The sequence below is a fragment of the Streptomyces sp. NPDC017890 genome, from assembly GCF_044328675.1.
In the GTDB taxonomy this organism is placed as follows: domain Bacteria; phylum Actinomycetota; class Actinomycetes; order Streptomycetales; family Streptomycetaceae; genus Streptomyces.
In genome coordinates, this window is sequence record NZ_JBIRHU010000023.1 from 122,374 (window position 1) to 142,298 (window position 19,925).

Genomic DNA, 19,925 nt, shown 5'->3' on the forward strand with positions numbered 1-19,925 from the left:
CCCGCCGGACAGGCCGAAGGGCCGGGCACCCACGGGTGCCCGGCCCTTCCCACCGCTACGGCGCCCGCAGGCACCGCACCGTCACTCCTGCGCGGTCACGTCTGCGCTGTCACTTCTTGCGGCGTCGGCCGCCCTTGGCCTGCTTGCGGCGCTCCGCGCGCGTGAGCCCGTCGGACTGGGACTGCGCGGGCTCGCCGTCGGTGGCGAATTCGCCCTCGACGACACCACCCTCGCCGTCCACGGTCGGCGCGGAGAAGTGCAGGTCCCGGCGCTGCGGGGCGTCGAGCCCCTTGGCGCGGATCTCCGGACGGGCACCCGCCTGGGCCGGGACCGCGTCCTGCGCGCCCTTCTCCAGCGACGGCGCCTTGTCCTCGACCGGGACCTCCTCGACCTGCTGCTCGACCTGGACCTCCAGGTTGAACAGGTAGCCGACGGACTCCTCCTTGATGCCCTCCATCATGGCCTGGAACATGTCGAAGCCCTCGCGCTGGTACTCGACCAGCGGGTCCTTCTGCGCCATCGCGCGCAGGCCGATGCCCTCCTGGAGGTAGTCCATCTCGTAGAGGTGCTCGCGCCACTTGCGGTCCAGGACCGAGAGCACGACCCGGCGCTCCAGCTCACGCATGATCTCCGAGCCCAGCTGCGCCTCACGCGCCTCGTACTGCTCCCGGACGTCGTCCTTGATGGACTCCGCGATGTAGTCGGCGGTCAGCCCGGCCCGGTCGCCGGCCGCCTCCTCCAGCTCCTCGACGGTGACCTTCACCGGGTAGAGCTGCTTGAAGGCGCCCCACAGGCGGTCGAGGTCCCAGTCCTCCGGGAAGCCCTCGGCGGTCTCTGCCTGCACGTACGCGTCGATCGTGTCGTTCGTGAAGTGCTGGATCTGCTCCTGCAGGTCCTCGCCCTCCAGCACGCGGCGCCGCTCGCCGTAGATGACCTCGCGCTGCCGGTTGAGGACCTCGTCGTACTTCAGGACGTTCTTACGGGTCTCGAAGTTCTGCGTCTCGACCTGCGACTGGGCGGACGCGATCGCACGCGTGACCATCTTGTTCTCGATCGGCACGTCGTCCGGGACGTTCGCCATCGACATCACGCGCTCGACCATCTGGGCCTTGAACAGCCGCATCAGGTCGTCGCCCAGGGAGAGGTAGAAACGGGACTCGCCGGGGTCGCCCTGACGGCCGCTGCGACCGCGCAGCTGGTTGTCGATACGCCGCGACTCGTGCCGCTCGGTGCCCAGCACGTAGAGGCCGCCGAGCTCCTTGACCTCCTCGAACTCCGCCTTGACCGCCTGCTCGGCCCGCTCCAATGCGGCGGGCAGGGCCGCGGCCCACTCCTCGATGTGCTCCTCGGGGTCGAGGCCGCGCTGGCGCAGCTCCGCCTCGGCGAGGTCCTCGGGGTTGCCGCCGAGCTTGATGTCCGTACCGCGGCCGGCCATGTTCGTGGCCACCGTCACGGAGCCCTTGCGGCCCGCCTGGGCGACGATCGTCGCCTCCCGGTCGTGCTGCTTGGCGTTCAGCACCTCGTGCTGGACACCGCGCTTGCTGAGCTGCTGCGAGAGGTACTCGGACTTCTCGACCGAGGTGGTGCCGACGAGGATCGGCTGGCCCTTGCGGTGCTTCTCCTCGATGTCGTCGACGACCGCCTCGAACTTGGCGACCTCGGTGCGGTAGATCAGGTCCGACTGGTCCTTGCGCACCATCGGCCGGTTGGTCGGGATGGGCACCACGCCGAGCTTGTAGATCTGGTGGAACTCGGCGGCCTCGGTCATCGCCGTACCGGTCATGCCGGACAGGCCGGGCTGTTCCTTGCCGTCGTGGTCGTGGCGCTTGTAGAGGCGGAAGAAGTTCTGCAGGGTGATCGTGGCGAGCGTCTGGTTCTCGTCCTTGATGTCCACCCCTTCCTTCGCCTCGATCGCCTGGTGCATGCCCTCGTTGTAGCGGCGGCCGGCGAGGATACGGCCGGTGTGCTCGTCGACGATCATGACCTCGCCGTCGAGGACGACGTAGTCCTTGTCCTTCTTGAAGAGTTCCTTGGCCTTGATGGCGTTGTTCAGGTAGCCGACCAGGGGGGTGTTCACCGACTCGTAGAGGTTGTCGATGCCCAGCCAGTCCTCGACCTTGGCGACACCGGACTCGTGGATGGCGACGGTGCGCTTCTTCTCGTCGACCTCGTAGTCACCGGTCTCCTCGATGCCCTTGAGGGTGTTGCCCGCCTCGCCCTTCTTCAGCCGCGTGACCAGCTTGGCGAAGTCGCCGTACCACTTGGTGGCCTGGTCGGCCGGGCCGGAGATGATCAGCGGCGTACGGGCCTCGTCGACGAGGATGGAGTCGACCTCGTCGACGATGGCGAAGTTGTGGCCGCGCTGGACGAGCTCGTCCTTGGACCACGCCATGTTGTCGCGCAGGTAGTCGAAACCGAACTCGTTGTTCGTGCCGTAGGTGATGTCGCAGCCGTACATCTCGCGGCGCTGGGCCGGCGTCTGGTTGGCGAGGATGCAGCCGACGGTCAGGCCGAGGAACTTGTGGACGCGGCCCATCAGCTCGGAGTCGCGCTCGGCCAGGTAGTCGTTGACCGTGACGATGTGCACGCCCTCGCCGGACAGGGCGTTGAGGTAGGCGGGCAGCGTGCCGACGAGGGTCTTGCCCTCGCCGGTCTTCATCTCGGCCACGTACCCCATGTGCAGGGCCGCGCCGCCCATCATCTGCACGTCGTAGTGCCGCTGTCCCAGGACACGCTTGGCGGCCTCCCGGACGGTGGCGAAGGCTTCGGGCAGCAGGTCGTCCAGGCTCTCACCATCGGCGTAGCGCTGCTTGTACTCATCGGTGAGGGCCCGCAGCTCGGCGTCGGAGAGGTCGACGAAGTCCTCTTCGATGGAGTTGACCTGGTCCGCGATGCGGTGCAGCTTGCGCAGGATCTTGCCTTCGCCTGCACGCATGATCTTCGAGAGGACGGACACGGGGGTTGGTCTCCTTGCCGGTCGGGCCTGGGACGGTCGTTTTCCTGTGACGGACTGAGCAACGGCCATCGTATGCGAGGACCCCGTCACCCCGGGAGGCCTGCCGTAACGGGGACCGCGTGCTCCTTCGTCCAGCTTCCGGTCTGCTGTCATCGGGTTCAACGTCCGGGCACCGCGGATGGTGCCGCGCCCGCCGACGAATTGCGCGAAAAGTGACCGCCTGTTCACGCACGGCAAAATGATGGCGTCCGTTGCGGGCCGCCGCGCAGAATCGGCCGATGGAACCCCTCACGCTCACCACCGACCGCCTCGTCCTGCGCACGGTCGGCGCCCGGGACACCGATTCCGTGTACGCCGCATGTCAGGATTCCGACATCCAGCGCTGGACCACGCTCCCCTCGCCCTACCTTCCCGAACACGCGCGCGGCTTCACGGAACAGATGGTCCCCGACGGCTGGGCGAACGCCTCGATGTTCACCTTCGGCCTCTTCCTTCCCACCGGGGACCTCGCGGGGGTCCTCGGCGTCACGATGGTCTCCCTGGGCGTCGGCGAGATCGGTTTCTGGGGCACCAAGGAGCACCGCGGCCGGGGATACGTCACCGAGGCCGCCGTCGCCGTCGCCCGCTGGGCCTTCACCGACCGGGCGATCGACCGCCTGGAGTGGCGCGCCGAGGTCGGCAACACGGCCTCCCGCGCGGTGGCTCAACGGGTGGGCTTCACCATGGAGGGCACATTGCGCTCCGCGATCAGCAACAAGGGCGTACGCCGCGACTGCTGGATCGGCTCCCTCCTCCCCTCGGACCTCGCCCTCCCGTCGACGGCTCCGTACTTGCCGGCGCCCTGACCGGCCCGCCCCGCGTTCCCAACCCCGTTGTCAGACCCACCCCTTATCGTGCGGACGTATGACGACCCTGCCGCTCCCCGCTACGGAACTGTCCGCAGACGAGGCCCGCCGCCTCGCGCTCCGCGCACAGGGTTTCCTCGGCGCCCCCGACCGCCGCGCGGGCGTCCGAGGCGTCCTCCGCCACCTGGGCGCGGTGCAGCTCGACACCATCTCGGTCCTCGCCCGCTCCCACGAACTCATCCCGTACGCCCGCCTGGGCGCGGTGGGCCGCAAGACGGTCGAGGACGCCTATTGGAAGCCCGGCTCCACCGACACACCTCCCGCACGACCGCACGCCTTCGAGTACTGGTCCCACGCCGCCTGCATCCTGCCCATCGAGGAGTGGCCCCACTTCGCCTTCCGCCGCCGCGCCTACCGCAACCGCCCGCACTGGAACCACCACCTCCCCGACGGCACCTACGCCCAGGTCGTCGAGCAGCTCCGCACCGAGGGCCCCCTCACCGCGACGGACCTGGGCGGCGCGAAGAGGACCAGCGAGTGGTGGGACTGGTCCGGCACGAAGGTCGCCGTCGAGCGCGCCCTCATGTACGGCGAGGTGGTGTGCGTCGAGCGCCGCGGCTGGAAGCGGGTGTACGACCTGGCCGAGCGCGCGGTCCCGGCCGAGCTGCTCCACGACGAACTGGACGACGCCGAATGCCTGCGCCGCCTGGTCCGCCTGGCCGGCCAGGCCCTGGGCGTCGGCACACGCGCGGACATCGCGGACTACCACCGTCTCAGGGGCGACCAGGTCGACGCCGTGATCGCCGACTCCGGCCTGGTCCCGGTCACGGTGGAGGGCTGGGGACGGCCTGCCTGGGCGGACCCGGCGGCCTTGGAGACGCCCCCGCGCGGCCGTCACCGCACGACGCTCCTGTCACCCTTCGACTCCCTGGTCTGGGAGCGTGCGCGCACGGAACGGATCTTCGGCTTCACCCACCGCCTGGAGGCCTACGTGCCCAAGCAGAAGCGGGTGCACGGCTACTTCGCGATGCCGGTCCTGGCCGGCGGCCGGCTCGTGGGCCGTGTGGACCCGGCGCGCGAGGGGCGCACTCTGGTCGCCAAGCAGGTCACGCTGGACGGCCCCAAAGCGGCCCCGGCGGTGGCCCGGGCGCTGGTCGAGGCGGCGGGCTGGGTGGACTGCACGGACGTACGCGTGGAACGGGTCGACGCGCCGGACCTGCGCGAGCCCCTGACGACGGAGCTGGCCCGCCTGCTCGCCTGACCAGCGCCGGCCGTGGACCGCCGGTGGGCGTCCCTCGTCCTCGTCCGCCGGCCGTCACCGGATCTCGAGGATCTTCTCCCGCATCGCGTACACCACGGCCTCCATCCTGGAGTGCAACTGCAGTTTCTCCAGGATGTTGCGCACGTGGTTCTTCACGGTGTTCTCGGAAATGAACAGTTCCTTGGCGATGTCCCGGTTGTTCATTCCCGTGGCGACGAGTTTGAGGACCTCCAGCTCGCGATCCGTGAGCCGCGGCGCGGGCACCAGCCGGCGTTCGTCCGTCCGCTGGATCATCGACTTGAACTCGGTGAGCAGTTTCGATGCCATGGACGGACTGATCTGGGACTGTCCGTCGGCCACCGCGCGGATGGCGGTGGCCACCTCGTCCGTCGAGATCTCCTTGAGCAGGTAACCGGTCGCACCCGCCTTGATCGCGTCGTAGAGGTCGGCCTCCTCATCACTGATCGTCAACATGATGATCTTGGCGCTGGGGGCCACCTCCTTGATGGAGGTGCAGGCCTCGATCCCGCCCCGCTTCGGCATCCGCACGTCCATCAGGATGATGTCCGGCAGCAGGTCAGCGGCCTTCTCCACCGCCTCAGCACCGTCACCGGCCTCCCCGACGACCTGGATGTCCTCCTCGGCCGCGAGCACGATCTCCAGGCCGCGGCGGAACAGGGCGTGGTCGTCCACGACCAGAACCCTGATCGGCTCCTTGCGCGCGGAGCCCGCGTCCGGGCCCATGCCGGCAGCGCCGTCCTCGACCCCCCGGTCGACGCCCTCGCCCCGCATCGGTCCGAAACTGTCCGCCATCGTTCCTCCCCCTGAAGGCTGTGGCCTGTGGTCCTGAGCCATCGCCAACCCAGAGCAACGACCCACCGGTTGGGCCGTTGCCGCCATGATTCCATGCCCGGCCGACACCGGGGTGACGAGCGGGCCACGAAGGGGTCGCACACCCTCGCGCACCGTCGCACAACGGTGCCCCTGGGGGCGCACACGCGCTCCAGGGGCACCGGTTCCGCTGTCACCCGGCGTGGTCAGCCACCGAGCGCATCGCCCGCTTCAGGAGCGTGTGCCTGGGTGACCATCGTGTCCGTGGTCAGGTGGATCACGCCGTAGTCGTAGGCGTGCCGCCGGTAGACGACGCTGGGCTCCTTCGTCTCGGAGTCGACGAACAGGTAGAAGTCGTGCCCGACCAGCTCCATCTCGTAGAGCGCCTGGTCGAGGCTCATCGGTGCGGCCACGTGGGTCTTCTCGCGGACGACGAGCGGACCGTCGCCCTGGACCTCGAGCGAGCCGATCTTCTTGGTGGGCACGCCGTCCTGCTTCTCCTGCGGGACGACCTCGCCGCTCCCGTTGAGCGTCGCTGCGCCGGGGACGTGGTCGGCGACCTCGGCCGCCGAGATCCGGCGCGCACCGCGGCGCGAGAAACGCTTGTCGTGCTGCTTGCGCAGCCGGGCACCGAGCTTCTCCGCCGCCAGGTCGAGCGCCGCGTAGGGGTCGCTCGCCGCTGCCTCTGCCCTGATCACCGGACCGCGGGAGCGGAGCGTGATCTCCACTCGGTCACAACGGTCGGCCTGCCGGGGGTTCGGCTCCTTGGACACCTCGACGTCGAGGCTGATCACCTTGCCATCGAGCTTCTGGATCTTCTCCAGCTTCAGCTTCTCGGCCACGTGCTTCCGGAACCGCTCGGGCACCTCGGTCTTGCGGCCCTTGACGACGATGTCCACGCAGAACTCCGTTCCCGGATCGCTCCGCTCTGACGGCGGAGCATCTCCCTTTTGCACCAGGCTCCGGTCCATCCCGAAACCTCGGACTCGGTGACTTCCACCTCCTCCCCCGCGGGCGGGATCTCCACTCCACCGGTGCGGGTGATGACGGCAAAACCCGCAGCACGGCATTCGGATTCGCGAGGTGTGGCCTGCGGCTTTGCCTCTCAACCGAACATATCTCGCCCGGACGGATGTCGTCACCCTCTACCGCGGCGTACCTCCGTTCCGGTGAATTGAATCTCTTATTACCTGCAACGAAGCACGTTCTCAGTCAGTTCCGGTTTATTTCGAAAGAATCTGGTGATGCCGCTACCACTGCCGCGCAGATCGCTTCACGGATCACGCCACCGCCTCCGTTCGGATCCGCCATTCGGGGCCCCGTCTTCCGTTCCTCTCTGCCTTCCCCTGCCGCCGACGGATACACAGCCGATTTCGCCGTCCGGTACGTGGCCGGCCCCCTCCCCCGCTCAGACGCGTCGGGCCTCCCCGCGTCCACCCCCGCCATGACGGCATCGGCCGTCGCCGCGCGCACGGCACGCGCCGCCTCCGTCAGGGAGGCCCCCGTCGTCATCAGGTCGTCGACGAGGACCACCGGCCCTCCGCCACACAGCAGCCGGCCACCGCCGGGAGCCACCGCCAGCGCGCCGGCGAGATTGACCAGCCGCTGCCGGGCGCCGAGCCCCGACTGGTCGGCCACGGGGTGCCGCTGCCGCAGCACGGCCAGCACCCGGGCGGACGCTCCGGCCCGTCGCAGTTCCCCGGCGGCCGCGAGGGCGATCCGCCGCGCCGGATCGTGCCCACGCGTACGCACCGCCCGGCGCGCGGAGGGCACGGGCACGAGCAGCACCGGCCCCCGCGCCCGTACGCCCCCCGCCCCACCGGCGCCCGGCCGCACCTCGCGGAGCCCTGCCCGCACCGCTCCCGCCAGAGCGGCGCCGAGCGGTGCCGTGAGAGCCAGCACGCCCCGCTCCTTGTGGGCCAGCAGGACGGCCCGCACCTCGTCCGCGTACCGGGCGGCCGCGTGCACCACCGGCAGCCCGGGCGGCTCCGGCACCGGCCGCACCCGGCGCGGCGCGGCCCCGCTCAGAGCCGTACGGCACCGCGGGCACAGCACCGTGCGCGCGCTGCCGCAGCCTCCGCACTCGGCCGGCAGCACCAGGTCCGTGAGGTCCTGCCACCATCCCCGCATGGCCACCACTGTGCCAACGCCCGCAGGGCTCGACCAGGCCTGTGGAGAACACTGGAGGGTCGCTGGTGGAAAACTCCGGACAACGAACGCCACACACCACCCACACGAGTGAACGCCCGCGTCGGAACAGCCGGACGCACCCGCCGGCCGGGCGCATCACCCCGGATAGACGGGCGCCGTCCCCTCCGTCACCTTCTGCCACTGCAGCCCGGACGGCAGCCGCACGATCAGGTTCTCCGAGTACGCCACCAGCGGCAGCCGCTCGTCCTCGGTCGCGGCGATCTCCTTCACGCCGGTCAGGGCCGCGGGCACCGACGCCTCCGGTGTGGAGCCGTCGACCTGGACGTATCCGATCTGCTGCACGCCCCCGCGCTCGCGCCCGACCACCACGAGCCGGCTGTCACCGGCCCACGACATGGCCGTCACCTCCTCCAGTTCGGGGGTGGCGGAGCGCAGTCCGAGGACGGTGACCGCGGACGGTTCGCCGGCCTCCCCGTCCCGCTCGATCCGTCCGATGAGCAGTGACCGTTTGCCGTCCTTCTCCACGATGAGCGCGATCCGCACGCCGTCGGCCGCCACCCGCACGGCCTGCACCCTCCCGTCCAGGCCCGGGGTCCGCACCTCCACCGGCTCGCCCTTGCCCTCCTTGAGCAGCAGCAGCCGGGAGTCGGCCGGGTCGCGGTCGGCGATCCACAGGTCTCCCTGCGCGTCCCAGCTGGGCGGCGTCAGCCGGTTCTCCTCCGTCTTGCCCTTGCTGACCAGCACGGGGTCACCGAGCGAACCACCCGACACCAGCGAGCCGACGTACAGCGCCTTGTTGTCGAGACCGATCGCGGCCGCACTGTGCTCGTCCCGCGACACCGCCACCGACCGCAGGCCCACCACGCCCTCGCCCAGCGCCCCGGGAACGCGGTCCGGCCTCGTCCCGTTGCTGCCCGCGGCGATGCGCACCAGGCGGTTCTCGCCACCTATGAAGTACAGGTAGTCGGGCCGCTGGGCCGAACCGCGCGTCGCGACCGCCTCGGCCCGGTCCTCGGTGAGCGAGCACAGCTGCCTGCCGCCCGAGCGCAGCTCGACCTCGTCCACCACCGGCGTGAGGTTCTGCAGCGAGAAGAGGAGCTGGGCCGCCATCTCGTCGCACTTCTCCGAGCCGACTCGGGCGACCCTGTCGTTCAGCGGCACCACCAGCTTGTTGTGCTCGTCGGGCGTCAGCGAGTCGCCGGTCTTCGCCAGTGCCGTACCGGGCGGGAAGCTCGACCTGACCACGGGCCCGAGCCGCCTCGTCGGCCCGCTGATCAGGGAACGCACCACCTGGGTCACGGGGTCCACGAGCCGGCGCACGTAGACGGGGTCGGCGACGGCCGCCGGCTGCGCGCTCGTACCGGCCGGTGTGGTGGCAGCGGTGTTCGAGGCGAAATAGTACTTGTTGACGGACATGTAGGTGCGCTGGAAGTCCGACCTGCCCATGATGACGCCCTGCGGCAGCACGTCGATGCGCCACTGCCCGCTCTTGTTGTCCCGGGTGAGGTGCACCGGTTCGCGGTACTGGCCGTCCGCCGGCGCGTACGACTGCTCCGCGTCCACCGTGGCGACCCTGGTGCCGGTCAGCGTGACCGAGTAGCCGTCGGCGTCGTCGCGGCTTCCCGAGTGGTCGGACTCGGTTCCCGGCCCGCCCGTGAGCACCGTCGTGGACCGCTCGGGCCGCCAGGTCTTCGCGGCCTCACCCGTCAGGTACTTGCGCGCCGTCTCGTACTGCGGCTCGTTGCTGGTCAGTGCCTCCAGGAAGCCCTGCACGATCTCCGTGGGCGAGTCGTCCTCCCGCGGCGGCATGGCGAACACCCGCACCTGCGGGTCCTGCCGGGGCGTGGATTCCACGCCCCGCAGGTCCCCGCTGTCGGGCATGGACGCACACCCGGCCAGCAGTACGACGCCGCAGACGGCGTACGTCACCGCGCGTGCCGGCCCCCGCCGACCGCTCCCCTCGCGGTCAGCGCCCACGAGATGCCTCCCCTTGCGTGTTCGAGTCCTCCGGCCCGGCGTCCGGGCGGCTCTCCGCCTCCGGCACGGTCGCGCCGTCCTGTCTCCGGGCGCCCGACACGGGCCGCGGCACCACACGCGCGCCGTTGCCGGGCAGTGCCGTCGGGTCGGCCGTGGGGGCCGCCGTTGCCGACCGCGGCGGGATCGGCCCCCGCGCGGACACCGCGGTCGCCTGCCCGACCGACGCCTGCGCCGGAACGGTGGCCGCCCGGTCCGCGCCGTGCTGCGGACCGGCGTCGTGGAGGCCCGCGTCGCCCGGCCCGCGATTGCGCCGAGAGTCCGTCGGCTCCAGCGGTATCGGTGAGCCGCGCAGCGGCTCGTCCGCGGTCCTGGGCAGCGTCAGCCGGAACTGCGACCCGCCCCCCGGCTCTCCCCAGGCCTGCAGCCAGCCTCCGTGCAGCCGCGCGTCCTCCAGGGCGATGGACAGCCCCAGACCCGTACCGCCGGTGGTACGCGCGCGTGCCGGGTCGGCCCGCCAGAAGCGACTGAAGACGCGGGTGGCCTCGCCCGGCTTGAGACCGACGCCGTAGTCGCGCACGGCGACGGCGACCGCGCCGCCGGCCGCGGCGAGCTTGACGACGACGTCGTTGCCCTCGCCGTGCTCGACGGCGTTGACGACGAGGTTGCGCAGTACCCGCTCCACTCGCCGGGCGTCCGCCTCGGCGACGACGGGTTGCTGGTCGCCGACGACGCGTATCCGCGTGCCCTTGCGCTCGGCGAGCGGTTCCGCCCCGCCGACGACCCGCCGTACGACCTCCCTGAGATCTATCGGCTCCGCCTCGAGCGCCGCCGCGCCCGCGTCGAAGCGGCTGATCTCCAGCAGGTCCGCGAGCAGGGTCTCGAACCGGTCCAGCTGGTCGGCGAGCAGCTCGGCCGACCGCGCGGTCACCGGATCGAAGTCCACGCGCGCGTCATGGATGACGTCGGCGGCCATCCGCACGGTCGTCAGCGGCGTCCGCAGCTCGTGCGACACGTCGGAGACGAACCGCCGCTGCATCCGCGAGAGGTCCTCCAGCTGGCTGATCTTCAGCTGCAGGTTCTGCGCCATCTTGTTGAAGGCCTCGCCGAGCCGCGCGATGTCGTCCTCGCCGGTGACCTTCATCCGTTCCTGCAGCCGCCCCGCGGACAGCCGCTCCGCGATGCTCGCCGCCATCCGTACGGGCGTGACGACCTGACGCACCACGAGCCAGGCGATGGCCCCGAGCAGCACCACGACGAAGAGCCCGGCCGTCGCCAGCGTGCCTGTGACCAGGCTGAGCGACTTCTCCTCCTGCGTGAGCGGGAAGAGGTAGTAGAGCTGGTACGGCTCACCGTTCGGGTCGTTGACCTGCTTGCCGATGACCAGGCCGGGCTGCGAGGCCTCGTCGGAGTCGTAGACGATCCGGGTGTAGCTCTGCGCCGCCGCCGTGCTGCCGTCGATCCGCTCCCGCAGATCCTCGGGCACGCTGGCCGACCAGTTGACGAAGCCGGAGGCGCGCGGGCCGCGCCCGCTGCCGCTCTCCCCGCCCATGGGGAGGGTGACCACGTCGAAGGCGCCCTGGCCACCGCTGGAGAGCGACTTCACCAGTTCACTCATCCACTGGATGACGTTCTGCGGGGGCCGGCCGTCCACGGGCATCACGGGGACACCGTCGTCGCCGGTCACGCTGGCCGCCTCTTCGGCCTTCTGCTTGGCGACCGCGAAACCGCCGGTGGCCTGGCTCTGGGACGCCTTCACCTTCGCGTCCAGCAGCCCGTTGCGGACCTGTCCGATCACCACGAAACCGAGCAGCAGCACCACGCCCAGCGACATCAGCAGCGTGGTGACGACGACCTTGAGCTGGATGTTGCGCCGCCACAGCCGCATGACGGGCAGCAGCGGACGGCGCACCCAGCGCATGAAAAGACGGAGCACCGGGCTGCCCTGTACCCCGCCGTGCAGCAGCCCGCCCTCCAGCAGACGGCTCCAGCGGGAGCCGGCGGGCGTGTGGCCGACAGGCCGTCCGGCGCGGGCCCCGGAGCGGCCGGGCGCCGAAGCGGCACTGTCCCTGCTCATGTCAGCTCGGCCCGGCCTTGTAACCGACGCCGCGGACGGTCACCACGATCTCCGGCTTCTCCGGGTCCTTCTCGACCTTGGAGCGCAGCCGCTGCACATGCACATTGACCAGCCGGGTGTCGGCCGCGTGCCGGTAGCCCCAGACCTGCTCGAGGAGCACCTCACGCGTGAACACCTGCCACGGCTTGCGGGCCAGCGCCACCAGCAGGTCGAACTCCAGCGGCGTCAGCGCGATCGACTGGCCCTCCCGCTTCACAGAGTGACCGGCCACGTCGATGACCAGGTCGCCTATGGCGAGCTGCTCCGGCGCCGGTTCCTCGGACCTCCTCAGGCGCGCCCGGATACGAGCCACCAACTCCTTCGGCTTGAACGGCTTCACGATGTAGTCGTCGGCACCCGACTCCAGACCCACCACGACGTCGACGGTGTCACTCTTCGCCGTCAGCATCACGATCGGCACACCCGACTCCGCCCTGATCAGGCGGCACACCTCGATGCCGTCCCGGCCGGGCAGCATCAGGTCGAGCAGCACCAGGTCCGGCTTGGTCTCCCGGAAGGCGGCCAGCGCCTTGTCGCCGTCGGCTACGAAAGATGGCTCAAAACCCTCACCACGCAGCACAATGCCGAGCATCTCGGCCAGTGCGGTGTCGTCGTCGACGACAAGGACTCGTCCCTTCATAAACGACATCATCCCATTAGCTAATCGTTACCTGGCGTGACCTGGCACACAGCTCTGCCAGAGCCCCGGTCGTCACGGGCGAAACCGCGCCCTCCTCGGTGACGATCGCCGTCACCAGTTCGGGCGGAGTCACGTCGAACGCCGGGTTGTACGCCTGGGTCCCCAGGGGTGCCACCGGAATCCCGCCTCCCGCTCCTGCCACCGGCACCTGCGGTGCTGTGACCTCGGTCACCTCGTATCCGGGGCGCTGTTCGACCTCGACGGACGCCCCGTCCGGCGTGTCCGGGTCCACCGTCGTGACCGGTGCCACCACGATGAACGGCACATGGTGGTACCGCGCGAGCACGGCGAGCGGATAGCTGCCCACCTTGTTCGCCACCGAACCGTCGGCCGCGATGCGGTCCGCACCGATGAGCACCGCGTCCACCTCACCCGCCGCGAACAGCGAACCGGCCGCGTTGTCGGTGAGCAAGGTGTACGCCATACCGTGGCGGGCCGCCTCGTATGCCGTCAGGCGAGCACCTTGCAGCAAGGGACGCGTTTCGTCCACCCACAGGCGCCGCAGCCGCCCCGACCGGTGCGCCGCGAGCGCCACCGCGAGCGCTGTCCCCTCACCGCCCGACACGAGCGATCCGGTGTTGCAGTGCGTCAGGATCCGGTGCCCGCCGGCGGGCAGCAGCTCGTCCAGCAGCGCCAGCCCGTGCGCGGCCATCCTGGCGCTGGCCTCGGCGTCCTCCCGGTGCAGCGCCCGCGCCGCGGCCAGTGCCGCCGCGGCGGCCCGCTGGGAGTCGCCGGTCCTGGCGAAGGCCTCCTGGTGGGCGGCCTGCGCCCGGCGCACACCGACGGCGAGGTTGACCGCGGTGGGGCGGGCCCCCGCCAGCGCGGTCGCGGCCTCCTGCACGTCGAAGCCCCGGACGGCGGCGAGCGCGACGCCGTAGGCGCCCGCGATGCCGAGCAGCGGTGCCCCGCGCACGGCGAGCGAGCGGATCGCCTCCACGAGCGCGGACGCGTCCGTGCAGACCAGTTCGACCTCATCGGCCGGAAGCCTGGTCTGATCCAGCAGAACCAGCACCGGACCTTCGGGAGGTTCCTCCCAGCGAAGAACCGGTATCCCGGTCGGCCGCTTGTCCTCGCCGCTTTGTGCGTACTGATCAGCCATGCGGTCAGTCTCCCCCTGTCAGGCGGACAATTGAAGGTGCGCAGCCCGTACCGCGCCCGGTCCGCACCCGGCCACCCCATGGCACGATGGCTGCCAACCTGCCGCCGCGACCGCGGACGGGCACCGTGAAGGAGCGACGATGAACGACACTCCGGGCTGGGCCTCGCCCGGATCCGCCCCGTCCGACGGGCGGGAGCCCGGCGCGTCCGGCCCCGCCGAGCCCGCCGGCCGCCCCGGCCCCGGCCCCGATCAGCCGGCGCAGCCCGCGGACCAGCCGGGCGCGGAACCGACGAGTCCCGGCACGAAGTGGTCCAAGGAGCAGCCGCCCCCCGGCCAGTGGTCCGCACCGACCGGCCCCGGCCAGGTCCCGCCTCCCCCACCGCCCGACCCGGGCTGGGGCACCCCGCCCTCCGGCCACCCCGGCTACGGCGGTCCCGGCGGCTACGGCGGCCCGGGCGGCGGCTACGGCCCGCCTGGCGGGCACGGCGGATGGGGCGGCGGATGGGGTGGTCCCCCGCCCGCGGCCAAGCCCGGTGTGATCCCGCTCCGCCCGCTCGGCGTCGGCGAGATCCTCGACGGGGCGGTCTCCACCATGCGCACCTACTGGCGCACGGTCCTCGGCATCTCGCTGACCGTCGCGGTCTTCACGGAGATCATCGTCGTGCTGCTCCAGGGCCTCGTCCTGGACAACACCGGCACCGAAGCCCTCAACGACCCCGATGCCACCCTGAGCGAACTCGGCGACGCCCTGACCGACACCACGATCAACTCGGGTGTCATCTTCGTGATCTCCCTGATCGGCACCGTCCTGGCCACCGCCCTGCTGACGACCGTCACCAGCCGCGCCGTACTCGGCAAGCCGGTGACCATCGGCGAGGCGTGGCGGGACGCCCGCCCTCAGATCCTGAAGCTGTTCGGCCTGATCCTTCTCCTGCTGCTCATCGTCTTCGGCATCGTCATGGCCGGCATGGCACCAGGTCTCCTCGTCACGGCCGCGGGCGGCGGCGACGCGGGCGTGGCCCTGACCGTCCTGGGCTTCCTGGCGGCCGGCGTCGTCACGGTGTGGCTCATGGTCCGCTTCTCGCTGGCGTCGCCCACGCTGATGCTGGAGAAGCAGGGCATCAAGAAGGCGATGAGCCGTTCCATGAAGCTCGTGCGCGGCTCCTGGTGGCGGGTCTTCGGCATCCAGCTGCTCGCGACGATCATCGCGAACGTCGTCGCGTCGATCATCATCATCCCCTTCGCCTTCCTCGCCGCGGCCCTCGGCGGCGACGGTGTCGGCGGCTTCCTGGAGGGCACCGGGGACCTCGGCTGGACGTTCCTCGTCGTCAGCGGCATCGGCTCGGTGATCGGCTCGATGATCACCTTCCCGATCACGGCGGGCGTCGCCGTGCTGCTGTACATCGACCAGCGCATCCGCCGCGAGGCCCTCGACCTCGAACTGGCCCGCGCCGCCGGCCTCCCGGGCTCCGGCACTCCCGGCACCAACCCTGGGAGCTGATGCGGTGAGCCCGGCGGGGGGAGTTCTCACAGACGTGCTGTCACGCACCGCCGTACGGACGTTGTCGCGCACCGGCGACACGCCCGTGCTGTCGCTGTCGCGCTCCGGTGACGAACCGCCGGTGACGATCCCGCGCGATCCGGCGCGGGAGGCCGCACGCCGCGAGCTGTCCAAGCGGATGTACCACGAGAACGACCCCAGCTGGTTCCAGCGGGCCCTGAACGCCTTCTGGGACTGGATCGACGACCTGTTCAGCCGCGCGTCCACCGCGACCCCCGGAGGGACGCTCGGCCTGATCGTCGTCATCGTGGCCGCCGTGGCGGTGCTGGGCGCCCTCTGGTGGCGCCTGGGCACCCCGCGTCGCGGACCGGCCTCCGCCCCCGCCCTGTTCGACGACCGCCCCCGCAGCGCCGCCGACCACCGCGCCGCCGCCGAGGCGCATGCCGCCCGGGGACACTGGAACCAGGCCGTCCAGGAACGCATGCGGGCCGTCGTCCGCGCCCTGGAGGAACGCGCCCTCCTCGACATCCGCCCCGGCCGCACCGCCGACGAGGCGGCCACCGAGGCCGGCCGCGCCCTGCCCGCCCACGCTGGCCGGCTGCACGCCGCCGCCCGGGACTTCGACGACGTCACGTACGGCGGCCGTCCCGGCAGCGAGCAGTCGTACCGGCGCCTCACCGAACTCGACTCGGACCTGGAACGCAGCAAGCCACAGCCGGTGGGCAGCACGGCCGCCGGTACGGCCGGCAGCGCGGACTCGAGCACCCGCCAGGGAGTCTCCGAATGACCACCGAGGCCACGCTCCCCACCACCTCGGCGTCGCCCACCGCCCGCCAGGTGTGGACGCGCGCGCGGGGTGTCGCGCTCGCGCTCGTCGTGCTGCTCGCCGGTGCCGTCGCGATCGCCGTCGTCCGCTCCGACGCCCGGCACGGCGAACTCGACCCGCGCTCCGCCGACCCCTACGGCAGCCGGGCCGTCGCCGAACTCCTCGCCGACCGGGGCGTGTCCACGCGCGTGGTCACCACCCTGGACGAGGCGCGCGCCGCGGCCGGCCCGGACACCACCCTGCTGGTCGCCGCCCCCGACCTCCTGACCGAGCACCAGCAGACGCGGCTGCACTCCGCGGTCGAGGGCTCCGGCGGCCGTACCGTCCTGGTGGCCCCGGGCGGCCCCGCCGTCGAACGACTCGCCCCCGGCGTCACCGCTGACCCCGCGCTCAGCCTCGATTCGACGCTGGCCCCCGCCTGCGACCTGCCCGCCGCCCGGCGCGCGGGCACCGCGGACACGGGCGGCATCCGCTACAGCAGCGCCCACGCCGAAGCCGACGCCTGCTACCCCAGCCGACGCCTGGCCACAATGCTTCGCATCCCCGAGACTTCCGGTGAGGCAGCCCAGGAGGGCACCCCGGGTGACACGGTCCTCCTCGGCGCCCCCGACATCTTCTACAACAACCACCTCGACGAGCACGGCAACGCCTCGCTCGCCCTCCAGCTCCTCGGCTCCCGCGACCACCTGGTCTGGTACCTCCCCTCGCTCTCCGACACCACCGCCCCGGACGACGAGCGCAGCTTCTTCGACCTGCTCCCCTCCGGCTGGCTGTGGGGCACCCTGCAGCTCTTCATCGCCGCCGCCCTCGCGGCCCTGTGGCGGGCACGCCGGCTCGGCCCCCTGGTGCCCGAAAAACTCCCCGTCGCGATCCGCGCCTCCGAGACCGCCGAAGGCCACGCCCGCCTCTACCGCAAGGCGGGCGCCCGCGACCGCGCGGCCACCGCTCTGCGCTCCGCCACCCGCGCCCGCCTCGCCCCCCTCGTAGGCACTCCCGTCACCCAGGCGCACGCGCCTGAGGCTCTGCTCCCCGCCCTGTCCGCCCGCCTACGTGGCGAACACGGCGACGGACAGTCCCTGCACACCCTCCTCTTCGGCCCGCCGCCCGGTGACGACGCGGCCCTCATCTCCCTCGCCGACCAACTCGACGCCCTCGAAAGAGAGGTACGCCGTCCATGATGGACCCGACCACTGACAACGCCGGGCAGACCGGGGACCCGGGCAACGCCCGCGCCGCCCTGGAGTCCCTGCGCGCCGAGATCGCGAAGGCCGTGGTCGGCCAGGACGCCGCCGTGACCGGTCTCGTCGTAGCGCTCCTGTGCCGCGGCCACGTCCTCCTCGAAGGCGTCCCCGGCGTCGCCAAGACCCTCCTCGTCCGCGCCCTGGCCGCAGCCACCGAACTGGACACCAAGCGCGTCCAGTTCACCCCCGACCTGATGCCGAGCGACGTCACCGGCTCCCTGGTCTACGACACACGCACCGCCGAGTTCTCCTTCCAGCCCGGCCCGGCCTTCACCAACCTGCTGCTCGCCGACGAGATCAACCGCACGCCCCCGAAGACCCAGTCGTCCCTCCTCGAAGCCATGGAGGAACGCCAGGTCACGGTCGACGGCACCCCCCGCCCGCTTCCCGAGCCCTTCCTGGTCGCGGCCACCCAGAACCCGGTCGAGTACGAGGGCACCTACCCCCTCCCGGAAGCCCAGCTGGACCGCTTCCTGCTCAAGCTCACCGTCCCTCTCCCGTCCCGGCAGGACGAGATCGACGTCCTCACCCGCCACGCCTCCGGCTTCGATCCGCGCGACCTGCGCGCCGCCGGCGTACGCCCCGTGGCGAACGCCGCCGACCTGGAGGCGGCCCGCGCGGAAGTGGCCAAGACAACGGTCTCCCCCGAGGTCACGGCCTACGTCGTCGACATCTGCCGCGCCACCCGCGAGTCTCCGTCCCTCACCCTCGGCGTCTCCCCGCGCGGGGCCACGGCGCTGCTCTCCGCCTCCCGAGCGTGGGCCTGGCTGACCGGCCGCGACTACGTCATCCCCGACGATGTGAAGGCTCTCGCCCTTCCCACGCTCCGGCATCGCGTCCAGCTCCGCCCGGAGGCCGAGATGGAGGGCGTGACCACGGACTCGGTGATCACCGCGGTCCTCGCCCACGTCCCCGTGCCCCGCTGATGGCATTCACCGGACGCGCCGCCCTTCTCGCGGCTCTGGGCTCCGTCCCCATCGGCATCTGGGATCCCGGCTGGACGGGCATCCTCGCGGTCAACGCCCCGCTGGCCGTGGCCTGCGCCTGCGACTTCGCCCTGGCCGCGCCCGTACGAGGGCTGCGCCTGACCCGCTCCGGCGACACTTCCACGCGCCTGGGCGACACCGCCGACGTCACTCTGACGGTCGCCAATCCGTCCAACCGGCCGCTGCGCGCCCATCTCCGCGACGCCTGGCCGCCCAGCAGCTGGCAGCCCGGCACGGAATCGGCGGCCTCCCGCCACCGCGTGACGGTGCCGGCCGGTGAGCGTCGACGCGTCACCACCCGTCTACGCCCCACCCGCCGCGGCGACCGTCAGTCGGACCGGGTCACGGTCCGCTCGTACGGCCCCCTGGGCCTCTTCACCCGCCAGGGCACCCACCGGGTCCCCTGGTCGGTACGCGTCCTTCCCCCGTTCACGAGCCGCAAGCACCTCCCGTCCAAGCTGTCCCGTCTCCGCGAACTCGACGGCCGCACCAGCGTGCTCACCCGCGGACAGGGCACGGAGTTCGACAGCCTGCGCGAGTACGTTCCCGGTGACGACACCCGTTCCATCGACTGGCGCGCGACAGCCCGCCAGTCCACCGTCGCCATACGTACCTGGCGCCCTGAACGCGACCGGCACATCCTGCTCGTCCTCGACACCGGCCGCACCTCGGCCGGCCGCGTGGGCGACGCTCCCCGCCTCGACGCGTCCATGGACGCCACCTTGCTCCTGGCCGCCCTGGCTTCCCGTGCCGGCGACCGTGTCGATCTCCTCGCGTACGACCGTCGAGTGCGTGCTCTCGTCCAGGGCCGTACGGCGGGCGACGTACTCCCGTCCTTGGTCAGCGCGATGGCGCCCCTCGAACCGGAGCTCGTGGAGACCGATGCCCGCGGCCTCACCGCCACCGCTCTCCGATCCGCCCCCCGCCGTTCCCTGATCGTGCTGCTCACGACACTCGACGCTGCCCCGATCGAGGAAGGGTTGCTGCCCGTCCTGCCGCGACTGACTCAGCGACACGCTGTCGTCCTGGCATCGGTTGCGGATCCGCACATCTCCCGGATGGCCCGGGCCCGCGGTAACGCGGACGCTGTCTACGAGGCCGCGGCGGCGGCCCAGGCTCAGGCGGAACGCCACCGCACTGCGGATCAGCTTCGCCGGCACGGCGTCACAGTCGTCGACGCGGTCCCTGACGAACTGGCCCCGGCACTGGCCGACGCATATCTCGAGCTGAAGGCGGCGGGACGCTTGTGAGGGGTGGGGCCGACTGGCCCCACCCTGTCATCCCGACTGCCCGTTGAACGCAGAAAACCCCGCACCGTTCCCGGTGCGGGGTTTCCTTTGAATGATTGTTCGGCGGCGTCCTACTCTCCCACAGGGTCCCCCCTGCAGTACCATCGGCGCTGTAAGGCTTAGCTTCCGGGTTCGATATGTAACCGGGC

General features: G+C 71.4%; 15 protein-coding genes and 1 rRNA gene. 7 read left to right on the plus strand and 9 right to left on the minus strand.

Annotated features, from left to right (window positions below):
- Positions 1-109 precede the first annotated feature (109 nt).
- Entirely contained in the window at positions 110-2,956 is a 2,847-nt protein-coding gene (secA, locus tag ACH4F2_RS27890; protein WP_398135501.1) for a preprotein translocase subunit SecA, read from the minus strand.
- A 278-nt stretch (positions 2,957-3,234) separates the two neighbouring features.
- Here secA and ACH4F2_RS27895 point away from each other — a divergent pair, with 278 nt between their 5' ends.
- Together ACH4F2_RS27895 and ACH4F2_RS27900 are read left to right on the plus strand one after the other, a co-directional pair.
- Positions 3,235-3,801 (plus strand): GNAT family N-acetyltransferase, encoded by a 567-nt coding sequence (locus tag ACH4F2_RS27895; RefSeq protein ID WP_398135502.1) that lies wholly within the window; start codon positions 3,235-3,237, stop codon positions 3,799-3,801.
- 58 nt (positions 3,802-3,859) lie between these two features.
- Positions 3,860-5,062, plus strand: coding sequence for a winged helix-turn-helix domain-containing protein (locus ACH4F2_RS27900; RefSeq protein WP_398135503.1), 1,203 nt, complete (start codon positions 3,860-3,862; stop codon positions 5,060-5,062).
- A 54-nt stretch (positions 5,063-5,116) separates the two neighbouring features.
- Here the strand turns inward: ACH4F2_RS27900 and ACH4F2_RS27905 are convergent, their stop codons facing one another.
- The 7 genes from ACH4F2_RS27905 to mtnA all read right to left on the minus strand — a co-directional run bounded on the left by ACH4F2_RS27905 (position 5,117) and on the right by mtnA (position 13,933).
- On the minus strand, positions 5,117-5,875 hold the full coding sequence (locus ACH4F2_RS27905; protein WP_398135504.1) for a response regulator: 759 nt from the start codon (positions 5,873-5,875) through the stop codon (positions 5,117-5,119).
- Between the two features lie 224 nt (positions 5,876-6,099).
- The gene (hpf, locus tag ACH4F2_RS27910) at positions 6,100-6,792 is read right to left on the minus strand and encodes a ribosome hibernation-promoting factor, HPF/YfiA family (protein WP_398135505.1); all 693 of its coding nucleotides are present in this window, start codon (positions 6,790-6,792) and stop codon (positions 6,100-6,102) included.
- 313 nt (positions 6,793-7,105) lie between these two features.
- Positions 7,106-8,023, minus strand: coding sequence for a ComF family protein (locus tag ACH4F2_RS27915; RefSeq protein WP_398135506.1), 918 nt, complete (start codon positions 8,021-8,023; stop codon positions 7,106-7,108).
- 156 nt (positions 8,024-8,179) lie between these two features.
- Complete coding sequence (locus ACH4F2_RS27920; RefSeq protein WP_398135507.1) at positions 8,180-10,021, minus strand: LpqB family beta-propeller domain-containing protein; 1,842 nt, start codon at positions 10,019-10,021, stop codon at positions 8,180-8,182.
- Positions 10,011-12,095 (minus strand): MtrAB system histidine kinase MtrB, encoded by a 2,085-nt coding sequence (gene mtrB / locus ACH4F2_RS27925; protein ID WP_398135508.1) that lies wholly within the window; start codon positions 12,093-12,095, stop codon positions 10,011-10,013. The genes ACH4F2_RS27920 and mtrB overlap by 11 nt, the downstream gene beginning before the upstream one ends.
- A gap of 1 nt (position 12,096) precedes the next feature.
- Positions 12,097-12,786, minus strand: coding sequence for a two-component system response regulator MtrA (gene mtrA, locus ACH4F2_RS27930; protein ID WP_193776289.1), 690 nt, complete (start codon positions 12,784-12,786; stop codon positions 12,097-12,099).
- 4 nt (positions 12,787-12,790) lie between these two features.
- A complete protein-coding gene (gene mtnA / locus ACH4F2_RS27935; protein WP_398135509.1) occupies positions 12,791-13,933 on the minus strand; it encodes an S-methyl-5-thioribose-1-phosphate isomerase in 1,143 nt (380 codons plus the stop codon).
- 139 nt (positions 13,934-14,072) lie between these two features.
- Between mtnA and ACH4F2_RS27940 the strand changes: the two genes are divergently transcribed.
- The 5 genes from ACH4F2_RS27940 to ACH4F2_RS27960 are packed head-to-tail and all read left to right on the plus strand — an operon-like array spanning position 14,073 to position 19,737.
- Positions 14,073-15,434: a glycerophosphoryl diester phosphodiesterase membrane domain-containing protein gene (locus ACH4F2_RS27940; RefSeq protein WP_398135510.1), complete on the plus strand. Its 1,362-nt coding sequence runs from the start codon at positions 14,073-14,075 to the stop codon at positions 15,432-15,434.
- Positions 15,435-15,438: 4 nt separating this feature from the next.
- Positions 15,439-16,221 (plus strand): DUF4129 domain-containing protein, encoded by a 783-nt coding sequence (locus tag ACH4F2_RS27945; protein ID WP_398135511.1) that lies wholly within the window; start codon positions 15,439-15,441, stop codon positions 16,219-16,221.
- Entirely contained in the window at positions 16,218-17,438 is a 1,221-nt protein-coding gene (locus ACH4F2_RS27950) for a DUF4350 domain-containing protein (protein WP_398135512.1), read from the plus strand. Before ACH4F2_RS27945 ends, ACH4F2_RS27950 begins: the two co-directional genes overlap by 4 nt.
- On the plus strand, positions 17,438-18,427 hold the full coding sequence (locus tag ACH4F2_RS27955) for an AAA family ATPase (protein ID WP_398135516.1): 990 nt from the start codon (positions 17,438-17,440) through the stop codon (positions 18,425-18,427). The genes ACH4F2_RS27950 and ACH4F2_RS27955 overlap by 1 nt, the downstream gene beginning before the upstream one ends.
- Positions 18,427-19,737, plus strand: coding sequence for a DUF58 domain-containing protein (locus ACH4F2_RS27960; RefSeq protein ID WP_398135513.1), 1,311 nt, complete (start codon positions 18,427-18,429; stop codon positions 19,735-19,737). The genes ACH4F2_RS27955 and ACH4F2_RS27960 overlap by 1 nt, the downstream gene beginning before the upstream one ends.
- Before the next feature lie 97 nt (positions 19,738-19,834).
- On the opposite strand, the gene rrf is transcribed toward ACH4F2_RS27960, so the two are convergent.
- Positions 19,835-19,925 (minus strand): 5S ribosomal RNA (gene rrf / locus ACH4F2_RS27965); the annotation flags it as partial.